This is a genomic window from Sphingomonas sp. (genome assembly GCF_041661825.1).
Lineage (GTDB): Bacteria > Pseudomonadota > Alphaproteobacteria > Sphingomonadales > Sphingomonadaceae > Sphingomonas.
On record NZ_JBAZTU010000006.1, the window covers coordinates 470125 to 489630 of the forward strand.

A 19506-nucleotide genomic window follows, 5' to 3' on the forward strand; every position below is an offset into this window, starting at 1 on the left:
TGGACCCCGGCCTTCGCCGGGGAAGGTGAAATGTAGTCGACCGGGGTTGGTCTTCGCGGGATTAGCATTGCTGGCTACCGCCTGCACATCGAAAAAACCCGCATCGGTCTGCACCGATCTGTCCCGGGCGCCGATGGTCGCCATCCCCGGCGGCAGCTTCACCATGGGCGACGACCCGCTTTATCGCGAGGAGGGGCCGCCACGCACCGTGTCGGTCAGGCCCTTCTGGATCGATGCGCATGAGCTGACCAATGCCGAGTTCGCCGCCTTCGTGAAGGCCACCGGCTACAGGACCATGGCCGAGCGCGATCCGCCAAAATTACCCGGCGCGCCGCCCGAGATGCTGGTGCCGGGGTCCGCCGTGTTCAGCGTGCCGAGCCAGGATGATCCGCGCTGGTGGCGCTGGTCGGTCGGGGCGCAGTGGCGGCATCCCTCGGGCCCGGTCGAGTCGATCGCGGGGCGCGACCGGGAGCCGGTCGTGCAGATCGCGTTCGAGGATGCCGAGGCCTATGCGCGCTGGGCGGGCAAGCGCCTGCCGACCGAGGCCGAATGGGAATATGCCGCGCGCGCCGGGCAAAAGGCGCTGCCCGAACCGGTCGATGGCGAGGGCCGCCCCCAGGCGAATTATTATCAGGGCGTGTTCCCCGAGCGCGACCTGGCGCTCGACGGATACAAGGGCCGGGCGCCGGTCGGATGCTTCAAGCCCAACGCCTTCGGCCTGTACGACATGATCGGCAATGTCTGGGAATGGACCAGCGACCCCGGGCCGCAGGGCGACATGCATGTCATCAAGGGCGGATCCTATCTCTGCGCCGGCAATTATTGTGCGCGCTACCGCCCGGCCGCGCGCCAGTTCCAGGAGCGCGGGCTGGGGACCGACCATATCGGGGTGCGCCTGGTCGCCGACCGGTCAGTGCCGCCGCGTCATTGACCCGATCTTCATAATATGACACTCAAACTGCCAATATATCGAGCAGGAGAGTCGAAAATGCGGGTGCTGAGGACTCCGGAGGAACGGTTCGCGGCGCTGGCCGACTATCCGTTCGCGCCGCATTATATCACCGTGACCGATGCCGACGGCACCGATCTGCGCGTCCATTATCTCGACGAGGGCCATCCCGATGCGCCGGTCGTGCTGCTGATGCATGGCGAGCCGAGCTGGTCCTATCTCTATCGCAAATTCGTGCCCGGGTTGATCGCGCGCGGGTACCGGGTGATCGCGCCCGACCTGATCGGCTTCGGCAAGTCGGACAAGCCGGCCGAACGCAGCGACTACAGCTATGAGCGCCATGTCGCCTGGATGAGCGCCTGGCTGACGGCGCTCGACCTGAGCGAGGTGACGTTGTTCTGCCAGGATTGGGGCGGGCTGATCGGGTTGAGGCTGGTCGCTGCCTTTCCCGATCGCTTCGCCCGGCTGGTGGTCGCCAACACCGGCCTGCCGGTTGGCACCGGCTCCTCCGCAGGGTTCGATGCCTGGCTCGCCTTCAGCCAGAATGTGCCGAGTTTCCCGGTCGGCTCCATCGTCAATGGCGGCACCACGCGCGAGCTGAGCCAGGCCGAGATCGCCGCTTATGACGCGCCTTTCCCCGACGAAAGCTACAAGGAGGGCGCGCGGCAATTCCCGACGCTGGTGCCGGTCACGCCCGACCATCCTTCGGTCGCCGAGAACCGTGCCGCCTGGGCCGTGCTCGAAAAGTTCGACCGGCCGGTGCTGACGGCCTTTGCCGACAATGACGCGGTGACGCGCGGCGGGGAGAAGGCCTTCATCGACCGGATACCCGGTGCGCGCGACCAGCTGCACGTGATCGTCAAGGATGCCGGGCATTTCCTGCAGGAAGACAAGCCCGAGGCGCTGTGCGCGCTGATCGATTCCTTCGCGCGGCAGCGGCTCGCCGAGATCGCGGCGTGAACGTCGTCAACGCCGTGTTTCCCGGTGCCGAACAAGCGGCCGCCTTTTTCGGTGGGGTCGAGGACGGGCCGTTCGTGATGATCAACCTGCTGAAGTTCAAGGAGCGCGCCGACTATCCCGACGGCGCCGAGCCCGAACTGAGCGGGCGCGATGCCTATCGCCGCTATGGCGCCGCGGTGCAGGCGTGCCTGGCCTCGGTCGGCGCACGGTCGGTCTATGCGGGAGACGTCACCGAGCTGATGCTCGGCGAGACGGACGAGCTGTGGGACATGGTGGCGCTTGCCGAATATCCCTCGCGCGCGGCGATGATGGCGATGGTGTCTTCCCCGGAATATCAGGCGATCGAGAAGCACCGCATCGCCGGCCTCGCCGGGCAGCTCAACATCCGCACCAAGGCGCTGGGCGGATGACGCTGTCCTACGACCTTTATTGGTCGTTCCGGTCGCCCTATTCCTATCTGGTGACGCCGCGGCTGGTCGCGCTCGAACGGGACCATGACGTCATGGCGGTGGTCCGTCCGGTCTATCCGATCGCGGTGCGGCAGCCGGATTTCTTCGCCAACAACGATCCGCTTTGGGTGACCTATTTCCTGCGCGACATCGGGCGGAGTGCCGAGTTCGTCGGGCTGCCGTTCCGCTGGGCGTCGCCCGATCCGGTCAGGATGGACGTGGCGACGCGGACGTATCCGAAGGAGCAGCCTTATATCCACCGGCTGACTCATCTCGGCGTGGCGGCGGCGGAGCGCGGGCGCGGCCTGGCCTTTCTCGACGCGGTCAGCCGGCTGATCTGGAGCGGGGCGGTGACGGACTGGCACCTCGGCGACCATCTCGCACGGGCAGCGGAACGGGCCGGACTCGACCTGGCGGAGATGGATGCGGCGATCGCGGCCGACCCGGAGCATCATATCGCGGTGGTCGAGGCCAATCAGGACGCGCAGCGTGCGGGCGGGCATTACGGCGTGCCGCTGATGGTGTTCGAGGGAGAACCGTTCTTCGGGCAGGACCGGTTCGATCAGCTCAAATGGCGGATGGAGCAACGGGGCCTAGAGAAGCGCTGAATCCTCCCGACCCTCCCCGTGCCGGGGAGGATCACGCCCGCCTCCTCCGCCACCACACCGCGCCCATCACCAGCGCGCCCAGCGCCAGCAGCACCGCCAGCGCGTTGAGCAATTTCGGCCGAACGCTCTTGTTGAAGCCGTTGCGGTTGATCTGCGCCTCGGCGGTATAGCCGGCGGGCATCGGCAGCACCTGGTCGCGCTTGGCGAAGGTCGCGTAATCGGCCTGGAGCGCCTTGAACAACGTCGGCATCGTCCCCGCCAGGTCGCGTGTCTCGCCGGGATCGCGGGCGATGTCGTAGAGATGCCACTCGCCGGTGCCGGTCGGCGGCAGGTTCTTGACCAGCTTGTAATCGCCGCGGAACACCGCCGCATTGCCCGACAGCTCATAGCCGATCGCCTGATCGGCCGGATGGACGCTGTCGGTCGCACCGCTCAGCATCGGCCAGAGATTGGCCCCGGTCATCGGCTCGACCGGCCTGCCGCGATAGCTGCCGCCATGACCGGGAACCCGGGCGAGGGCGAGCAGCGTCGGCGCGATATCCGTGACATAAGCGAAGCGGCCGGCGATCGTGCCGGCCTTCATCGCCGGATTGCCCGGCCAGGCCATGATCAGCGGCACGCGCAGGCCCCCTTCGGTCGCGGAGAATTTATAGCCGCGCAAAGGAGCGACCGCGGCGCTCGCCCAGCCGGGGCCGATCGCGGTGAGGGAGCCGCGCCTGCCCTGGGAGTCCGGCGCGAGATCGTAATGCACGCGGCTGTTCAGCGCGCTCAGGAAGGTCGCCATCGGATCGGTCGGCTCGGCGCCATTGTCCGACAGGAAGACGAAGACGGTGTTCGCATAGTCGCCGGTCGCCTTGAGATGCGCGATCAGCCGGCCGATTTCGGCATCCGCCGCCTCGGCCATGCCGCCATAGGCCGCCATGGCGCGGGCCTGCGCCGCGCGTTCCTCGGGCGGGAGCGCGTTCCAGTCGCGAGTGCTCGCCATGGTTACCATCGGCGTGTCGGCGGGGATGATGCCGAGCGCCGCCGCCTTGTCGCGCCGCGCGGTGCGGATCGCGGTCCAGCCGCCCCGATAGGCAGCGCGATAGCCCGCGATATAGGCGTCGGGCGCCTGCACCGGGATATGGTTGGCGAGGAAGTTGATCGAGGCGAAAAAGGGTTGCCCGCCGGATCGCCCGCGATCGATATAGTCGATCATCTTGTCGACCACGAAGCGCGAGGAATAATAGTCCTTCGGAAGGGTCGCCGGCTTGCCGTCTTCGGTCCAGTCGGCGGTCTCGTAGAGGCCCTCGATCGGGCGCTGCTCGAAATTGTCGGCGCCGGCGTCGCCCAGCGAAAAGGCGTGATCGTATCCGCGCGCGGTGGGCAGCTTGTCCGGCGTGCGGCCGAGATGCCATTTGCCGGTGAGATAGGTGCGATAGCCGCCATCGCGGAACAGACTGGCCAGGGTCACCACGCGATTGTTGAGCACGGTGTCATAGCCGGGCTTGCCGACATGCTCGGGCGGGATCGTCTCGGGCATGTTGCCGAGGCCGGCGCGGTGGTTGCTGACCCCGGTCTGGAGCATGGCGCGCGTCGGCGAGCAGGTGCCGGCGACGTGGAAGTTGGAGAAACGCACGCCGGCCTTTGCCAGCGCATCGATATTGGGCGTGCGGATCTCGCTGCCGAAGCTGCCGACGTCGCTGAAGCCCCAATCGTCGGCGAGCAGGATAACGATATTGGGGCGCTTCTGCTCCGCCGCCGAGGCGCCGGACGCGAGCGCGACCGCCGCGAGCAGGAAAGCGCGCTTCACCGGTCGAGCAGCCGTTTCAGGGTCACCTCATGGCTGCCGGCGGGCAGGCTGAGCATCATGCCGTCCTCGCCGACCGTGATCGGGCCGTCATAATAGCGACCGGCATCGCCGAGAAAGGCGGGGTAGGCGAAGCGGATCGGCATGGGCGGGACGATATGGTTGAGCATCAGATAGCGTACCCCGGCCGCCTTCGCGGCCTGCGCCGCCTGTTCGGGTGTAGAGTGATAATCGATGATGTCGCGGGTGACTTGCGCCATATTGGCCTGACCCCGCGCCTCGAGCCCCTTGGTCAGCACCGCAACGAGCTTCGGCTGCAACGCTTCATGCACCAGCACATCGGCGCCCTTCGCGGCGGCGACCAGCGTAGGGGACGGTGCGGTGTCGCCGCTCAGCACGACCGAGCGTCCCTTATAGTCGAAACGATAGCCGACCGCCGGATCGACCGGCCGGTGATCGACCCGAAAGGCGGTGATCTTCACCCCGCCGTCATCGACCAGCACCACGCTGTCGCCCTGGCCGGGCGGCGGCAGCGCAAAGGGCAGGGCCGTTCCCCCCGCGCCCGAGGGCGGCAGGATCTTCGGACCGTGGTGCGCGATACGGTATCCGGTATCGAGCGTATAAGCCGTGCGGAGTCCGGCCAGCACGCCCTCGACGCCGGCCGGACCATGGACCGGCAAGGGCGTCTGCCAGGAACTGCCCGACCAGCGCAGCAACAGGATCTGGGCCAGTCCGTCGATATGGTCGGAATGGAAATGGGTGAGGAACAGCGCCTCGATCCGGCCGGGCGGGATGCCCATCTGGACGATGTTCTTCCCCCCGCCTTCGCCTGCATCGACCAGGAAGATGCGCTTGCCCGCGATCACCAATGTGCAGGGCCCGGCCCGGGTAGGATCGGGCAGGGGCGAGCCGGTGCCGCACAACGCGACATGGAGCCCGTCGGGAAGGCCGGCGGTGGCATCGCGGCCGACACGCTGCTCGACCGCGCGCTCAAGCAATGCCGTGCCGATCTGGCGCTGGAACAGCTTCACGCAAACGAGCGCGATGGCCAGCAGGGCCACGCCTGCCACTACCCATTTCCAAGGTCGGCGCATCGACATCTCTCTCCCTTTGCCCAACGATGCGCCCGGATAATGGCATTATCAATGCCGAAACGTTGCAAAGACCGACGCGGCTGATACGGTGCGGCGAAACAGGGGGAGAGGCCGTCATGCGGACGACGATTCGCGCCGCGATCGCGCTGGTCGGGTTGTTCAACCTGGCCATCGGCCTTGCCTTTCTGGCCGATCCTTCGCGCCTCGGCGCCAAATTCTTCCTGCTGCCCGCCGGCATCCAGGGTCTGGCGACGATGCGTGCCGACTTCACTGCCTTTTTCGTGACGGGCGGCGTCTTCGCGCTGTACGGCGCATGGCGCGGGCGCGCCGAGCCGCTGACCGTGCCGTTGCTGCTGCTTGCCATCGCGCTGCTCGGGCGCTGCGTCGGCCTCGCTATGGATGGGGCATCGTCGACCGCGCATGAGCCGATGATCGCCGAGGCGGCAATGATCGCGATCCTGCTGGCGGGGCGCCGCATCCTCTCCACGCCGCGCTGAGGGGTCGATCCATGAAGACCTGGCTGAAGATCCTGCTCGGGACGGTCGCGCTGCTGCTGGTCGGCGGTTATCTCGCCAGGGATTATGTGCTGCTCCACCTCGCCGGATGGATGTCGCCGCATGTCTATCCCAACCACCCAGTCGCCTGGGAGAAGGGCCCGGCCAGACCGCAGGTGCCCGCGGGCAAGCGCCCACCCAATGTGATCCTGATCGTCGCGGACGATCTCGGCTATAACGATATCAGCTTCAACGGTGGCGGGGTGGCGGGCGGCCTGCTCAAGACGCCCAATATCGATGCGCTGGGGCGGGACGGGGTCAGCTTCGCCGATGGCTATGCCGGCAACGCGACCTGCGCGCCGTCGCGCGCCGCGCTGATGACCGGACGCTATCCGACCCGGTTCGGCTTCGAGTTCACCCCGACCGACACCCGCTTCGCGCGCACTATTGCCGGCTTCCCGACAAGCTGGGAGCACCGCACGATCTTCGACGAGAACGCGGCACGGAACGATCCGCCAGCCGACGACAAGGGCGTGCCCGGATCGGAGCTGACCATCGCCGAATTGATGCGCGGCAAGGGCTATCACACGCTGCATCTCGGCAAATGGCATCTCGGCGGCGCCAGGGGCATGCGGCCCGAGAATCAGGGGTTCGACGAGAGCCTCGGCTTCATCATCGGCGCGCAGATGTTCCTGCCGGAGAACGACCCGAACGCAGTCAATGCCAAGCAGGATTTCGACCCGATCGACCAATATATCTGGGCGAACCTGCCGTTCAGCGTCCAGTATAACGGCAGCGCGCCGTTCCGGCCGAACCGCTACATGACCGATTATTTGACCGACCAGGCCGTCGACACGATCCGGGCGAACCGCAACCGACCCTTCTTCCTCTATCTCGCCTATAACGCGCCGCACACACCGCTGCAGGCGCTGAAGGCGGATTACGACGCGCTGCCGCAGATCGCCGACCATCGTACCCGCGTCTATGCGGCGATGATCCGGGCGCTCGATCGCGGCGTCGGCCGGGTGACGGCCGAGCTGAAGGCGCAGGGGCTCGACCAGAATACGCTCGTGATCTTCACCAGCGACAATGGCGGCGCGCATTATATCGGCCTGCCCGACATCAACCGGCCCTATCGCGGCTGGAAAGCGACCTTCTTCGAAGGCGGGATGAAGGTGCCGTTCTTCATGCGCTGGCCGGCGCAGATCAAGCCCGGCACGCGCATCGCCGGACCCGTCAGCCATTTCGATATCTTCGCGACAGCGGGCAAAGCCGCCGGCATCCCCATGCCGGGCGACCGGGCGGTCGACGGTGTGGACCTGTTGCCGTTCGTCGAGGGCAAGCAGGCAGGCAATCCGCACCAGACCCTGTTCTGGCGCGACGGCGCCTACCGCGTGGTGCGCGACGGCGACTGGAAGCTGCAGATGCTCGACCTGCCGCGCAAGGCATTGCTGTACGATCTGCGCACTGACCCGACCGAGCAGCACGACGTCGCCGCACGACAACCCGCGCTCGTCGCACGATTGCAGGCACTGCTTGCAAAACATGATAGGGAAAGCGTCAAGCCGGCCTGGCCGTCGCTGATCCGGTCGCCGATCGCGATCGATCGGCCGCTGGGCACCCGGCCCAAACCGGGCGAGACCTATATCTACTGGGCGAATTGATGGGTGAAGACGAGGGGCGTTCCGCGGACGGGCGCAGAAGACGATCGGAATCGAGCCGCGACAAGATCGTGGAGGCGATGCTGGCGCTCGTCGCCGAGGGGCAGATCACCCCGAGCGCCGAACAGGTGGCCGGCCGCGCGTCAGTCGGCCTGCGCAGCGTCTTCCGACATTTCAAGGACATGGAGAGCCTCTACGCCGCGATGACCGCGCGGCTGGCGCGCAATTACGAGATGTGGCTCGTCCCCTATACATCGAACGAGTGGCGCGGGCAGCTGTCGGAGACGACCGAGCGGCGCCTGTCCACCTATGAGAAGCTGATGCCGTTCAAGCGCGCCGCCGATGCGCACCGGCACGAATCCGCGACGATCCAGGCCGAACATGCCCGCACGCTCGCCTTCATGCGGGCCAAGCTGAAATCGATCCTGCCGGAAGAGATCGCCGGCGACGCCCTCACCTTCGAGGCGATCGACCTGCTGCTGAGCTTCGAGACGTGGCAGCGGCTGCGCATGGATCAGAAGCTTTCGGCCAGGAAAGCCGAGGCAGTCGTGCGCGCGCAGGTTGATCGGCTGGCCGAACCCCGCCAGTGATGGGCGGGTGACGCCAGACACCTCTCTGCCCGACGACCCCCTTCACGCGGAAAGCGTCGATACGGACGGGTACATCCCCGACGACATCCGTCATCCGCCCTGGCTGCTGATCGGTGCCGGCGCGGTGGCCCTGGCGGTCCTGATCCTGGGCCTGATCGGTACCCTGATCGACCGTGGCTGGCAGTTCGATGTCGACAGCAGCATCCTGCTCGCGATGCGCGGCGGCACGATGCATGGCACGCCGATCGGCCCGTTCTGGCTGAAACAGGCGATGATCGACGTCACCGCGCTCGGCGGCGAGACCGCGCTGGTGCTGATCGTGACGATCATCGCCGGCTTCCTCGCGGTGCAGCGCCACTGGCTGACCTTCTGGCTGGTGCTGGGCGGGACGATCAGCGGGTCGATCGCCGTCGGCGTCGCCAAGGCACTGATCGGCCGCGCGCGGCCGGCGCTGACCGACCATCTCGTCCAGGTCACCTCGGCGAGCTTCCCCAGCGGCCATGCCGCGAACAGCGCGATCATCTACCTCACCATCGCGTCGCTGATCGTCCAGATCGTCGAAGAGCGGCGCGCGCGCCTCTATATCCTGATCGTGGCCGCATTGCTGGTCTCCGCGATCGGCGTCAGCCGGGTCTATCTCGGCGTCCATTGGCCAAGCGACGTGATCGCCGGATGGAGCTTCGGCACGCTCTGGGCTTTGGCGTGGTGGGCCCTTGGCGCCTGGGCGCGACTCAGGCGCGCGGGTGTCTCGATCGGCCGCGCGGCGTAACGTCGCTTTCATACCGCTGTAACGCCCGGTTCATCGGCGAAACGTGCGCTGGCGACGACAAACCGTATTGATACTTTATAACATCGTATATACTGCGCTGCACAACGCCATGTTGGAGTATGCCATGCCGCTGAAGATCGCCCTGCTCGCCGGATCCGCCCTGATGATCGCTGGGCCGGCTTTTGCGCAGGACGCGCCTTCGGCCCCCGTCACCGACAGCGCCGCCGCATCGGCCGACCAGGGACATGACGTCATCGTCACCGCCCCCTTCCGCCAGAGCGAAACCGACGTGCTGTCGGGCACCTCCGTGGTGAGCGGCGAGGAACTGACCCGCGACCTGAAGCCGACGATCGGCGAGACGCTGGCAAAGCAGCCCGGCGTTTCCGCCACCTCGTTCGGCCCGAGCGCGTCGCGTCCGATCCTGCGCGGCTTTCAGGGCGAACGCGTCCGCGTGCTGACCGACGGTATCGGATCGATCGACGTCTCCAACACCTCGGTCGACCATGCGGTGATCATCGATCCGCTGCTGGCCGAACGTATCGAGGTGCTGCGCGGCCCTTCCGCGCTGCTGTTCGGCTCGTCCGCGGTCGGCGGCGTGGTCAATGTGATCGACACGCGGATCCCGCGCGCAGTACCGGCCAAGGGCTATCGGCTCGACGGGATCGCCACCTACGGCTCGGCCGCGAACGAACGCTCGGGCGGCCTGGCCGGCGACGTGGCGATCGGCGAACACCTCGTGCTGCATGCCGACGGTTCCTGGTCGAAGAGCGACGACCTCCATATCGGCGGCTATGCGCTGACCGAACAGCGCCGGCAGGAAGCGATCGCCACCAGCAAGCTCCCGGCCGCCCCGCCCGTGCCGGGCGAAGACCCGATCGACTATGCCGCCAATGCCGCGATCCGCGGGACCTTGCCCAATTCGGCGGCGGAGACCTGGACCGCGGGCGTCGGCGCCTCGATCATCACCGACACCGGCAGCCTCGGCATCTCCTACAGCCATTATGACAGCCTGTACGGCGTGCCGATCCGCTACGCGACCTTGCCCGACCAGGGCCAGGAGGCGCCGCGGCTCGACATCGTGCAGAACCGGTTCGACCTGCGCGGTGAAGTGAGCACCGGTGGCGGCTTCCTCGACAAGATCCGCATCCGCGCAGGGCACGCGACCTATCGCCATTTCGAGCTTGAGCCCGACGGCGCGATCGGCACCGCCTTCTACAACAACGGCACCGAGGCGCGGCTCGAACTGGTCCAGGCCAAGAAGGGCGCGTGGCTGGGCGCATCGGGCGTGCAATATTTCAACCGCGTGTTCGACGTGGTCGGCGACGAAGCTTTCCTGCCCAAGAACGAGACCAACCAGACCGGTTTCTTCACCCTGCAGCAACTCGACATGGGCGCGTTCAAGGCCGAGGGCGGCCTGCGCTACGAGCTGACCGACGTCGCGGCGCGCACGCCGCTGGGCGATGAGCGCTTCTTTGCCGGGCAGCGGCATTTCGAGGCGCTGTCGGGATCGATCGGCGCTTCCTACGGGGTCAGCGACGCCGTGCGGATCGGCCTGAACCTGTCGCGCACCGAGCGCGCACCGTCCGCCGAGGAACTGTTCGCCAATGGCGCGCATGCCGGCACCCAGGCCTATGAGCTGGGCAATCCCGACTTCACGCTGGAGAAGAGCTGGGGACTGGAAGGCACGCTGCACGCGCATGGCAATGGCTTCAGCTTCGACGCGTCGGCTTATTACAACCGCTTCACCAACTACATCGCCGAGATCCAGGTCGCGCAATCGGTGTGCGAGGCAGCGGCCGCGCCGAGCGGGCGCACCGTCGAGTTCCCCTGCTTCCAGTCAGTGCAGACCGACGCGACCTATTATGGCGTCGAGGCCGAGGCGTCGGTGCTGCTCGCGCAGGTCGGCAGCTACAAGATCAACGTCGATGCGCTGGGCGACTATGTCCATGCCTCGATCGTCGACCAGGGCCCGCTGCCGCGTATCCCGCCGGCGCGCGTGCTGGGCGGGATCGAAGCGCAGGGCGATTCGCTCAACGGCCGCCTCGAAGTCGAGCATGTGTTCGACCAGAACCGGATCGCCGCGTTCGAGACGCCGACTAACGGCTATACGATGGTCAATGCCTCGATCGGCATCAAGCCATTCGGCGCCGGCAACAAGACCATGCTGACGATCAGCGCGAACAACCTGTTCGATGTCGATGCGCGGCGATCGGCCAGCTTCCTCAAGGACTTCGCGCCGCTCGCGGGCCGCGATATCCGCGCGACCCTGCGGTTCAGCCTCTAGCGGTGGAGACCGCCTGACTCCCCTCCCTGACACCAGGGCAATCGCATATGCTTCAGCGAAAAGGGAGGGAGAGAGGCAGAAATCAGGATTCGCGCGGAGGCGCGAAGGCGCGGAGCGCGAAACCGATGAGGCGTGTTTGAACGAAACACGGATCGCAGAGGCGACTTCTCTGCGCCTCCGCGCCTCCGCGCGAATCCTCTCTTTTCTCGTCACCAAATCCGAAACCGGTGTGGCGTGTGCGTATGCGATAGCCCTGCCCTGAAGGGGAAGGGGTGGGCGCGCGCGTCTGCGCGCCCTGAAAGACCCGGCGCCCTAAACGATAGCCTTGATCGGGGCATCGAGCCCCGATCAAGGCTGACCCACCCCTAGCCCCTCCCTTGCAGGGAGGGGAAGGGATCAGAGCGCTTCGCCTTCGATCGGCGGTTTCTTCGCGGCGTCCGCGCCGAGCGTCTTGTAGGCGAGCCCGCCGAGCACGCCCCCTACGATCGGCGCGAGCCAGAACCACCAGAGTTGTTGCAGCGCGAGCCCGCCGACCACCAGCGCCGGACCGGTGCTGCGCGCCGGGTTCACCGAGGTATTGGTGACCGGGATGCTGATCAGGTGGATCAGGGTCAGCGCCAGGCCGATCGCGATCGGCGCGAAGCCGGCCGGCGCGCGGGTGTCGGTCGAGCCCATGATCACCAGCAGGAAGAAGAAGGTCAGGACGACCTCGATCGTCAGGCCTGCCGCGAGCGAGTAATGACCGGGCGACAAGGCATCCAGCCCGTTCACCGCGAGGCCGTTGGCCGGGAGCGTGAAGCCCGGCGCGCCGCTGGCGATGAAATACAGCACATAGGCGGCAACCGTCGCGCCCAGCACCTGGGCGATGACGTAGAGCGGGATGTCCTTGCCCGAGAATCGCCCGCCCGCCCACAGGCCGAACGTGACCGCCGGGTTGAGGTGGCAGCCCGAAATATGGCCGATCGAATAGGCCATGGTCAGAACGGTCAGGCCGAAGGCAAGCGAAACGCCGACAAAGCCGATGCCGACGTCCGGAAAGCCCGCCGCCAGCACGGCGCTGCCGCAGCCGCCAAAGACGAGCCAGAAGGTACCGAGAAACTCCGCGAGCCCCCGCTGCGTGTTCGTCACCATGGTCTTCCTCTCCTGTACGAGTCGTACGCCCGGGAGGTTAGCGGCCGTTGCGGCGCCGTAAAGACGTCAGTCCCGGTGCGCGGCGCGGCGCAGGCGATCGTTGATCGCGACGCCGAGCCCGGTGTCGGGGACCGGCGCGACCGCGATGCGCGGCTTCGCCGAGGCATCGGCCCGGTGCAGGGCCGAAAACAGCGTGGCGGCCGCCTCGGTCAGGTCGCCGGTTTCGGAGAGGCTGTCGTCGCCGGAGATGGAACCGAATCCGATCGACCATTCGTCGGAGGCGGGTGAACTGGCATTGATGCGCAGAGGTTTGCTGGGAGCGTAGTGGCTGTCGAGCTGGCCGGGTGCCGTCACTACTTGCTTCCCCGGCGAAGGCCGGGGTCCAGTATCGGAGGTCATCGTAACTGGGCCCCGGCCTTCGCCGGGGAAGAAATTGAGGAGATGCTCCGCCGTGATCGGGCCGGGGCGCAGCACCTGCGCGCCGTTGCCCGTCATCACGATCGTCGACTCCAATCCCGCTTCGGTAGCCCCGTCATCGACAATCAACGGTATGCGCCCGCCCAGGCTTGCCAGTACATGCGCCGCCCGCGTGGGGCTGATCGAGCCGCTGGCATTGGCGGACGGCGCGGCGAGCGGCTTGCCCGTCGCCCGCAGCAGCCACCGCATCGCGCGGTGCGCCGGGACCCGGATCGCGATGGTATCGAGCCCTGCCGTCACCAGCGACGCAATGCCGGCGTCAGGCCGAAGCGGCAGCACCAGGGTCAGCGGCCCGGGCCAGAAAGCATCGGCCAGCGCGTTCGCCACCGCATCGAAAACCGCGATCTGCTCCGCCGCCGCGCGGTCGAGCACATGGACGATCAGCGGGTTGAAGCTCGGCCGGCCCTTGGCGGCATAGATGCCCGCGACCGCGCGCGAATCGGTCGCGTCGGCGGCAAGGCCATAGACCGTCTCGGTCGGGATCGCGACCGGCTGGCCTGCCGCGATCAGAGCGGCGGCCTCGGCGATCGCGGCCTCGCCGTAGGGTAAGGTGCGCGTGGACGTGGGCGGGTTTGGCGGGCTCATCGCGCGGGGCTATAGCGCGGGCGACCGCAGGAAGAGAAATATCATGAGTTTCACCGCCCCCACCGCCGATCAGCGCTTCGTGCTCGACCATGTCGTCGGCATCGCCGCGCTCGCCGATTCCGAACGCTTCGCTGCCGCGACCGAGGATGTGGTCGAGGCCGTGCTCGAGGGGATCGGCGATTTCGCGGCGGGCGAATGGGCGCCGCTGCTGCGCGACGGCGACACGGTCGGCGCGAAATGGACGCCCGACGGCGTGGTCATGCCGGAGGGTTTCGGCAAGGCGTATCGCGACTATGTCGAGGGCGGCTGGGGCACGATCGGCGTGCCCGAGGCTTATGGCGGCCAGGGACTGCCCTTTGCGATCCAGACCGCCGTGCTCGACACGCTCGGCGCGGCGAATATGGGTCTCGCGCTCGCCCCGACCCTGACCGTCGGCGCGATCGAGGCGCTGATCCATCACGGCAGCCCCGAGCAGCAGGCGCTCTATCTCCCGCATCTCGCGACCGGCGCCTGGACCGGCACGATGAATCTGACCGAGCCCCAGGCGGGATCGGACGTCGGTGCGCTGCGCACGCAGGCCAAGCCGCGCGGCGACGGGACCTGGAGCATCAAGGGCACCAAGATCTTCATCTCGTTCGGCGACCATGACATGGCGCCCAACATCGTCCACCTCGTGCTCGCGCGCACGCCCGGTGCGCCGGCGGGGACCAAGGGCATCTCGCTGTTCCTCGTGCCCAAATACCGGCTCGATGCCGAGGGCAATCCGGGCGAGCTCAACGACGTCCGCGTCGTCTCGATCGAGCACAAGATGGGGCTGCATGCTTCGCCGACCTGCGTGCTGAGCTTCGGCGACCATGACGATTGTGTCGGCGAGCTGATCGGCGGCGAGTATGGCGGCATCCGCGCGATGTTCACGATGATGAACAATGCCCGGCTGAACGTGGGGCTGCAGGGCGCGCAGGTCGCCGAGCGCGCGACTCAGGCTGCGGTGACCTATGCGCAGGAACGCATCCAGTCGCCGCGAGCAGGGTCCGCCAGCAAGGAGAGCGTCGCGATCATCGAGCATCCCGATGTCCGTCGCATGCTGATGCGCATGAAGGCGCAGACTCAGGCGGCGCGCGCTTTGGTCTATTTTGCCGCAAGCCATGTCGACCGCACCGCGATCGGCGAGGCGGGCGCGCAGGACCGGCTCGACCTGCTGACCCCGCTCGCCAAGGCGCATGGCACCGATATCGGCTGCGAGGTCAGCTCGATCGGTATCCAGGTGCATGGCGGCATGGGCTATATCGAGGAGACGGGTGCAGCCCAGTTCTTCCGCGATGCGCGGATCACGCCGATCTATGAAGGCACCAATGGCATCCAGGCGGCCGATCTGGTCGGGCGCAAGCTGGGGCTGGACAATGGCGGGGTGTTTGCGCGACTGATCGCCGACATGCGCGCCGAGGCCGGGGATGAAGGGCTGATCGCGCTGGTCGATGCGTGCGACGCGATCGGGCGGGATCTGCTGGGCCGCGATGCCGACGACCGGCTGGCAGCGAGCTATCCCTTCCTCACCATGCTCTCGACCGCAGTGTGCGGCTGGCTGATGGAGCGGCAGGGCCGCGCCGCGGCGGAAGCGAGCGGCGATCCGGCGTTCCTGGCGATGAAGACCGCAAGTGCGCGCTTCTATGTCGAGCAGATCGTGCCCGAAGCGATGGGACTCAAGGCGGCGGCGATGGCGAAGGCGGACATCCTCTATTCGATCGAGGCGGAGACCTTCGCGGCGTGAGGATCCACGGCCAGCGCTGGCTGTTCCGGATCGGCAATTCAGTCGTGAAGGTCGACAATGCGTTCAGCTGGACGACCTGGACTCAGGAAAGGCTGATCGTCAACGACGAGGTCGTGCGCCAGACCAGCGGCTGGATGCGGATTCGCCAAACCTTCACTGAGCCATGGCTGACGATGCTGGGCGAAGAGGAGCTGCGGGTGAAGCTGGTCTCGCGGGCCAGTGCGATCGCCTGCGCGGCAACCCTGGGCGAGGCGCCCCTCGAACCCGATGAGCGGCTCAGCACGTCATGGAATGGCGGGACATTGAGCTGGCCGGCCGAGGAGGGTTGGCAACCGGACAGTGAACGATCTGGGGGACGATCCTGGCTCGTGCGGATGGGCTGATCAGGCCTCTTCGCGTTCCAGCAGTTCCTCGGTATCGAGGCCGAGCAAGGTGATATGCGCGCGGATGCGCGGCCAGCTGTCGCGGATAAAATGCTCGCGCTCGGCGAGGCGGAGCTTTTCAGCGGCACCCGGCAACACGAACATGCCGACGCCGCGGCGGACCTCGACATAGCCGTCGTCCTGGAAGCTCTGATAGGCCTTGGCCACCGTCAGCGGGTTGGCGCCGTGCTCGGCCGCGAGCGCGCGAACCGAGGGAAGCTGGTCGCCCGCACGGAAGTCGCCACGCAGGATCGCGGCGGAAATCGTGCCGCGCAGCTTGATGTAAACGGGGCTGTCTTCGCTGTTCAGGGCTGTCATGGTGCAATAATACACCAATTACCCCCTGAGTCCAACACTATGTCCAATATCGGACGATTTTGTCCGATTCCGGACGCGGACGCTCCTCCAGGGGCTTTGACGGCGTGCCAATGAACACGAATCCGGCGATTTTTTCGGGCGCGGTGCCGAAGGCATCGCGCACCGAATCATTATAGGCAGCCCATCCGGTGAGCCATCCGCCGGCGAATCCATTGGCATGCACGGCATGGAGCAGGTTCATGCAGGCAGCCCCTGCGGACAGCTCCTGTTCCCAGAGCGGGATATGGCTTTCGGGCTTCGGCGCCGAGAGCACCACCACGAGGGCCGGCGCCTGGCGCGCGAACTGGTCCATGGCCTCGATCTCGAGCCGCGAGGCCTGGGGGCGTTCGGCGCGATAGGCGCTGGTGATGAGATCGCTCAGCGCATCGCGGCGGTCCGACGGCACCACGACGAAGCGCCACGGCGCGAGCTTGCCGTGATCGGGCGTGCGCGCCGCGATCTCCACGATCCGGTCGAGCTGGGCCTGATCCGGACCGGGCGCGACGAGGTCGCGGGGCTTGCCCGAACGGCGGGTGGTTAGGAGCGCGAGCGGGCTGCTGGTGTCGTTGAACATGGCCGCCATCTAGGGGCTCGGGCGGCGTATTTACACCCCGGCGGATGCCGCTAGGTTCGCTCCATCAGCACCGCCGCACTCGACGGCGGGAAGTCATTGAGGGAGCGAACAAAAAATGGTGGACACCCCGACCGCGGACAGCCCGCAAGAGCCGGATATCACCCATATCAACCCGGCAAGCGACGCCGTCTGGTTCGGGCACCCCCCGCAACTCAAGCGCTTGTTCACCACCGAGATGTGGGAACGCTTCGGCTATTACGGCATGCGGGCGATCCTCACCCTCTATCTCACCAACCATTTCCTGTTCAACGACCAGACCTCGAACGGCCTTTATGGCGGGTTCACCGCCCTGGTCTATCTGACCCCGCTGATCGGCGGCCTGATCGCGGACCAGTATCTCGGCTCCAAGCGCACCGTGAAGTTCGGCGCGATCATGATGTCGATCGGGTATCTGACCCTGTGCTTCGGCGGCAGCGGCGCAACGCCCTTCGCGACGATCGATGGCCAGCGCTACGAAGTGGTGATCGAGGGCAAGGGCGATACCGGCAAGCAGTTCCTGATCGATCACGGGCAGAAGCTGCAGATCCGCGGCAATGACGACAAGAGCGTCTCGCTGCTCGCCCCGGACGGGCATGTGGTGCGCACGATCGCCCCCAACGGCTTCAAGTCGGACGGCGAGCGCTCGACCGGCTTCGTCCTGATCCTTCTCCTCGGCCTGTCGCTCGTCACCGTGGGCAACGGCTTCTTCAAACCGAACATCTCGACCATGGTCGGCGAACTCTACGCCGATGGCGACCGGCGCCGCGATGCCGGCTTCACGATGTTCTATATGGGCATCAACCTCGGCTCGCTGATCTCGCAATTCTTCTGCCCGATCCTGGCCGAGGGCGTCGGCTGGTGGGCCGGCTTCGGGCTCGCCGCGGTCGGCATGGCCTGCTCCTGGCTGCTCGTCCAGTTCGATGGCGGCCGGCTCACCGGCTATGGCGAGCGCCCGGCCGATGCGCCGATGGACAGGGACTGGTGGATTTACGGCGGGGCGCTCGTCACCGTGCCCTTGGTCATCTTCCTGTTCTGGAACTTGATGAACTATGTCGCGCCGCCGGAAGGATCGGGCGTGATCGGTTATGTCCTCAACCTGCCGATCATGGGCAAGGCGCTGTTCGGCACCTTCCTGCTCGGCGTGCCGGCGATCCTGATCTGGTCCTTCTTCAAAGGGAGCAAGGCCGAGTTCCAGATGATGATGGCGGCGATGGTGCTGATCATCTTCAACGTGGTGTTCTGGACCCTGTTCGAGCAGGCCGGATCCTCGCTGACCCTGTTCGCGGCGCGCAACACCGTGCTCGAGATCGGCTGGACCGCGCCGCTGTTCGCGATGTTCCAGGCGACCCCCATCAGCTATTATCTGTTCTTCGCCGTGGTGATCGGCGGCATCGCCTGGCTCGGCTTCTGGTTCTTCGCCTCGGGCGAGCAGGCGCAGACGCGGCGCATCCTGGCGATCGGCTTCGCCGTGGTCGCGGTGGCGGGCCTGATCGGCATGCATGTCGCGCGGCTTTACGGGTTCGGCAGCGAAGCGGTCTATGTCATGCCGGCCGGGCAGACGCAGATCTTCAACGCGCTGTTCATCGTCATCTTCGCCCCGATCTTCAGCGTGTTGTGGAATGCGCTGGCGCGGCGCGGGCTCGAGCCGTCGATCCCGATCAAGTTCGCGATCGCGCTGATGGGCGTCGGCGCGGGCTTCCTGTTCCTGGTCTGGGGCACGCAGTTCGTCGGCAGTGATTTCAAGGTCGGCATGGCGTGGCTCGCCGGGCTTTACCTGATCCACTCGATCGCCGAGCTCTGCATCTCGCCGGTCGGGCTGTCGATGATCACCAAATTGTCGATCGCCCGCATCGTCGGCATGATGATGGGCGTCTGGTTCCTCTCGATCTCGGTCGCGCAATATGTCGCCGGCGCCGTGGCGCAGATCGCCAGCGTCGAGACGGTCGGCGGGCAGGTGACCAATTTGAAGGTCAGCCTGGAAATCTATACCGGCGTGTTCACGACGATCTCCTACATCGCGATCGGGCTCGGGCTGCTCCTGCTGCTGCTCTCCTGGCCGCTGAAGAAGTGGATGCACGGCGTGACGTGACGGCCGTCTCGATTCAACCCGTCGCCCGATTGCCGCACGCTAAGCCGGATGGGACGCACTCGCGCCCTGTCCGGCTCTTTGACATCATGAAAATGTTGGACGGTTTTTCCGCCGGAACAGCGGTAAAAACAGCGCGGTTTTCGCCCGAAAGCCGGCGATTTTCCCCTGTTATGCGATAACAGGGAAAACACCGCTCAAGTCATTGGAAACAGGCCCGGATTCCGGGCCCGAAATCCAACATAACAGCGGTAAAAAAATTGAAACCGCGAATCAGCGGAAATGTTGGACGCTCAGGCGGCCTTGCGCAGGTCCAGCCGGCTCCAGATTTCGACCAGCGCGCCGGTCAGCTCGCGCATCATCGCTTCGTCATGCGCGGGGCCGGGGGTGAAGCGCAGCCGCTCGGTGCCGCGCGGCACC

General features: G+C 66.5%; 18 protein-coding genes and 1 pseudogene. 12 read left to right on the forward strand and 7 right to left on the reverse strand.

Annotated elements, in window-relative coordinates:
• Positions 1-133 precede the first annotated feature (133 nt).
• Genes WC729_RS27360 through WC729_RS27375 form a run of 4 tightly spaced genes read left to right on the forward strand, consistent with a single transcriptional unit; the run spans position 134 to position 2966 of the window.
• Entirely contained in the window at positions 134-931 is a 798-nt protein-coding gene (locus WC729_RS27360; protein WP_372857841.1) for a formylglycine-generating enzyme family protein, read from the forward strand.
• A 57-nt stretch (positions 932-988) separates the two neighbouring features.
• Positions 989-1909, forward strand: coding sequence for a haloalkane dehalogenase (locus tag WC729_RS27365; protein WP_372857798.1), 921 nt, complete (start codon positions 989-991; stop codon positions 1907-1909).
• Positions 1906-2319 (forward strand): DUF1330 domain-containing protein, encoded by a 414-nt coding sequence (locus WC729_RS27370; protein WP_372857799.1) that lies wholly within the window; start codon positions 1906-1908, stop codon positions 2317-2319. The genes WC729_RS27365 and WC729_RS27370 overlap by 4 nt, the downstream gene beginning before the upstream one ends.
• Complete coding sequence (locus tag WC729_RS27375) at positions 2316-2966, forward strand: 2-hydroxychromene-2-carboxylate isomerase (protein WP_372857800.1); 651 nt, start codon at positions 2316-2318, stop codon at positions 2964-2966. The genes WC729_RS27370 and WC729_RS27375 overlap by 4 nt, the downstream gene beginning before the upstream one ends.
• Positions 2967-2997: 31 nt before the next feature.
• Here WC729_RS27375 and WC729_RS27380 read toward each other — a convergent pair whose 3' ends face one another.
• A complete protein-coding gene (locus tag WC729_RS27380) occupies positions 2998-4758 on the reverse strand; it encodes an arylsulfatase (protein ID WP_372857801.1) in 1761 nt (586 codons plus the stop codon).
• The gene (locus tag WC729_RS27385) at positions 4755-5825 is read right to left on the reverse strand and encodes an MBL fold metallo-hydrolase (protein ID WP_372857802.1); all 1071 of its coding nucleotides are present in this window, start codon (positions 5823-5825) and stop codon (positions 4755-4757) included. The genes WC729_RS27380 and WC729_RS27385 overlap by 4 nt, the downstream gene beginning before the upstream one ends.
• Positions 5826-5965: 140 nt before the next feature.
• Here WC729_RS27385 and WC729_RS27390 point away from each other — a divergent pair, with 140 nt between their 5' ends.
• The 5 genes from WC729_RS27390 to WC729_RS27410 all read left to right on the forward strand — a co-directional run bounded on the left by WC729_RS27390 (position 5966) and on the right by WC729_RS27410 (position 11647).
• Positions 5966-6346 (forward strand): DUF4345 family protein, encoded by a 381-nt coding sequence (locus WC729_RS27390; RefSeq protein ID WP_372857804.1) that lies wholly within the window; start codon positions 5966-5968, stop codon positions 6344-6346.
• Between the two features lie 11 nt (positions 6347-6357).
• Complete coding sequence (locus WC729_RS27395; protein WP_372857806.1) at positions 6358-8007, forward strand: sulfatase-like hydrolase/transferase; 1650 nt, start codon at positions 6358-6360, stop codon at positions 8005-8007.
• Entirely contained in the window at positions 8007-8594 is a 588-nt protein-coding gene (locus WC729_RS27400; protein WP_372857808.1) for a TetR/AcrR family transcriptional regulator, read from the forward strand. The genes WC729_RS27395 and WC729_RS27400 overlap by 1 nt, the downstream gene beginning before the upstream one ends.
• Positions 8595-8601: 7 nt before the next feature.
• Positions 8602-9363 (forward strand): phosphatase PAP2 family protein, encoded by a 762-nt coding sequence (locus WC729_RS27405; RefSeq protein WP_372857809.1) that lies wholly within the window; start codon positions 8602-8604, stop codon positions 9361-9363.
• A 109-nt stretch (positions 9364-9472) separates the two neighbouring features.
• A complete protein-coding gene (locus WC729_RS27410) occupies positions 9473-11647 on the forward strand; it encodes a TonB-dependent receptor (RefSeq protein WP_372857811.1) in 2175 nt (724 codons plus the stop codon).
• 396 nt (positions 11648-12043) lie between these two features.
• On the opposite strand, the gene aqpZ is transcribed toward WC729_RS27410, so the two are convergent.
• Positions 12044-12778 (reverse strand): aquaporin Z, encoded by a 735-nt coding sequence (gene aqpZ / locus WC729_RS27415; protein WP_372857812.1) that lies wholly within the window; start codon positions 12776-12778, stop codon positions 12044-12046.
• Positions 12779-12844: 66 nt separating this feature from the next.
• On the reverse strand, positions 12845-13840 hold the full coding sequence (locus tag WC729_RS27420) for an L-threonylcarbamoyladenylate synthase (RefSeq protein ID WP_372857813.1): 996 nt from the start codon (positions 13838-13840) through the stop codon (positions 12845-12847).
• 43 nt (positions 13841-13883) lie between these two features.
• On the opposite strand from WC729_RS27420, the gene WC729_RS27425 reads away from it, so the two are divergent.
• Both WC729_RS27425 and WC729_RS27430 read left to right on the forward strand, forming a co-directional pair.
• Complete coding sequence (locus tag WC729_RS27425; protein ID WP_372857815.1) at positions 13884-15608, forward strand: acyl-CoA dehydrogenase; 1725 nt, start codon at positions 13884-13886, stop codon at positions 15606-15608.
• Positions 15605-15991 (forward strand): hypothetical protein, encoded by a 387-nt coding sequence (locus WC729_RS27430; protein ID WP_372857816.1) that lies wholly within the window; start codon positions 15605-15607, stop codon positions 15989-15991. Before WC729_RS27425 ends, WC729_RS27430 begins: the two co-directional genes overlap by 4 nt.
• On the opposite strand, the gene WC729_RS27435 is transcribed toward WC729_RS27430, so the two are convergent.
• Both WC729_RS27435 and WC729_RS27440 read right to left on the reverse strand, forming a co-directional pair.
• A complete protein-coding gene (locus WC729_RS27435; RefSeq protein ID WP_372857817.1) occupies positions 15992-16348 on the reverse strand; it encodes a GntR family transcriptional regulator in 357 nt (118 codons plus the stop codon).
• 37 nt (positions 16349-16385) lie between these two features.
• Positions 16386-16961 (reverse strand): nitroreductase, encoded by a 576-nt coding sequence (locus WC729_RS27440; RefSeq protein WP_372857843.1) that lies wholly within the window; start codon positions 16959-16961, stop codon positions 16386-16388.
• Between the two features lie 115 nt (positions 16962-17076).
• Between WC729_RS27440 and WC729_RS27445 the strand changes: the two genes are divergently transcribed.
• A complete protein-coding gene (locus WC729_RS27445) occupies positions 17077-19089 on the forward strand; it encodes a peptide MFS transporter (RefSeq protein WP_372857818.1) in 2013 nt (670 codons plus the stop codon).
• Between the two features lie 290 nt (positions 19090-19379).
• Here WC729_RS27445 and WC729_RS27450 read toward each other — a convergent pair.
• A pseudogene (locus WC729_RS27450) lies at positions 19380-19506 on the reverse strand (5-aminolevulinate synthase); the annotation flags it as partial.

Coding starts and splice junctions, on each gene's coding strand:
- WC729_RS27360 (WP_372857841.1), top strand. CDS start 134: ATGGTCGCCATCCCCGGCGGCAGCTTCACCATGGGCGACGACCCGCTT.
- WC729_RS27365 (WP_372857798.1), top strand. CDS start 989: ATGCGGGTGCTGAGGACTCCGGAGGAACGGTTCGCGGCGCTGGCCGAC.
- WC729_RS27375 (WP_372857800.1), top strand. CDS start 2,316: ATGACGCTGTCCTACGACCTTTATTGGTCGTTCCGGTCGCCCTATTCC.
- WC729_RS27390 (WP_372857804.1), top strand. CDS start 5,966: ATGCGGACGACGATTCGCGCCGCGATCGCGCTGGTCGGGTTGTTCAAC.
- WC729_RS27395 (WP_372857806.1), top strand. CDS start 6,358: ATGAAGACCTGGCTGAAGATCCTGCTCGGGACGGTCGCGCTGCTGCTG.
- WC729_RS27400 (WP_372857808.1), top strand. CDS start 8,007: ATGGGTGAAGACGAGGGGCGTTCCGCGGACGGGCGCAGAAGACGATCG.
- WC729_RS27410 (WP_372857811.1), top strand. CDS start 9,473: ATGTTGGAGTATGCCATGCCGCTGAAGATCGCCCTGCTCGCCGGATCC.
- aqpZ (WP_372857812.1), bottom strand. CDS start 12,778: ATGGTGACGAACACGCAGCGGGGGCTCGCGGAGTTTCTCGGTACCTTC.
- WC729_RS27420 (WP_372857813.1), bottom strand. CDS start 13,840: ATGAGCCCGCCAAACCCGCCCACGTCCACGCGCACCTTACCCTACGGC.
- WC729_RS27425 (WP_372857815.1), top strand. CDS start 13,884: ATGAGTTTCACCGCCCCCACCGCCGATCAGCGCTTCGTGCTCGACCAT.
- WC729_RS27435 (WP_372857817.1), bottom strand. CDS start 16,348: ATGACAGCCCTGAACAGCGAAGACAGCCCCGTTTACATCAAGCTGCGC.
- WC729_RS27440 (WP_372857843.1), bottom strand. CDS start 16,961: ATGTTCAACGACACCAGCAGCCCGCTCGCGCTCCTAACCACCCGCCGT.
- WC729_RS27445 (WP_372857818.1), top strand. CDS start 17,077: ATGGTGGACACCCCGACCGCGGACAGCCCGCAAGAGCCGGATATCACC.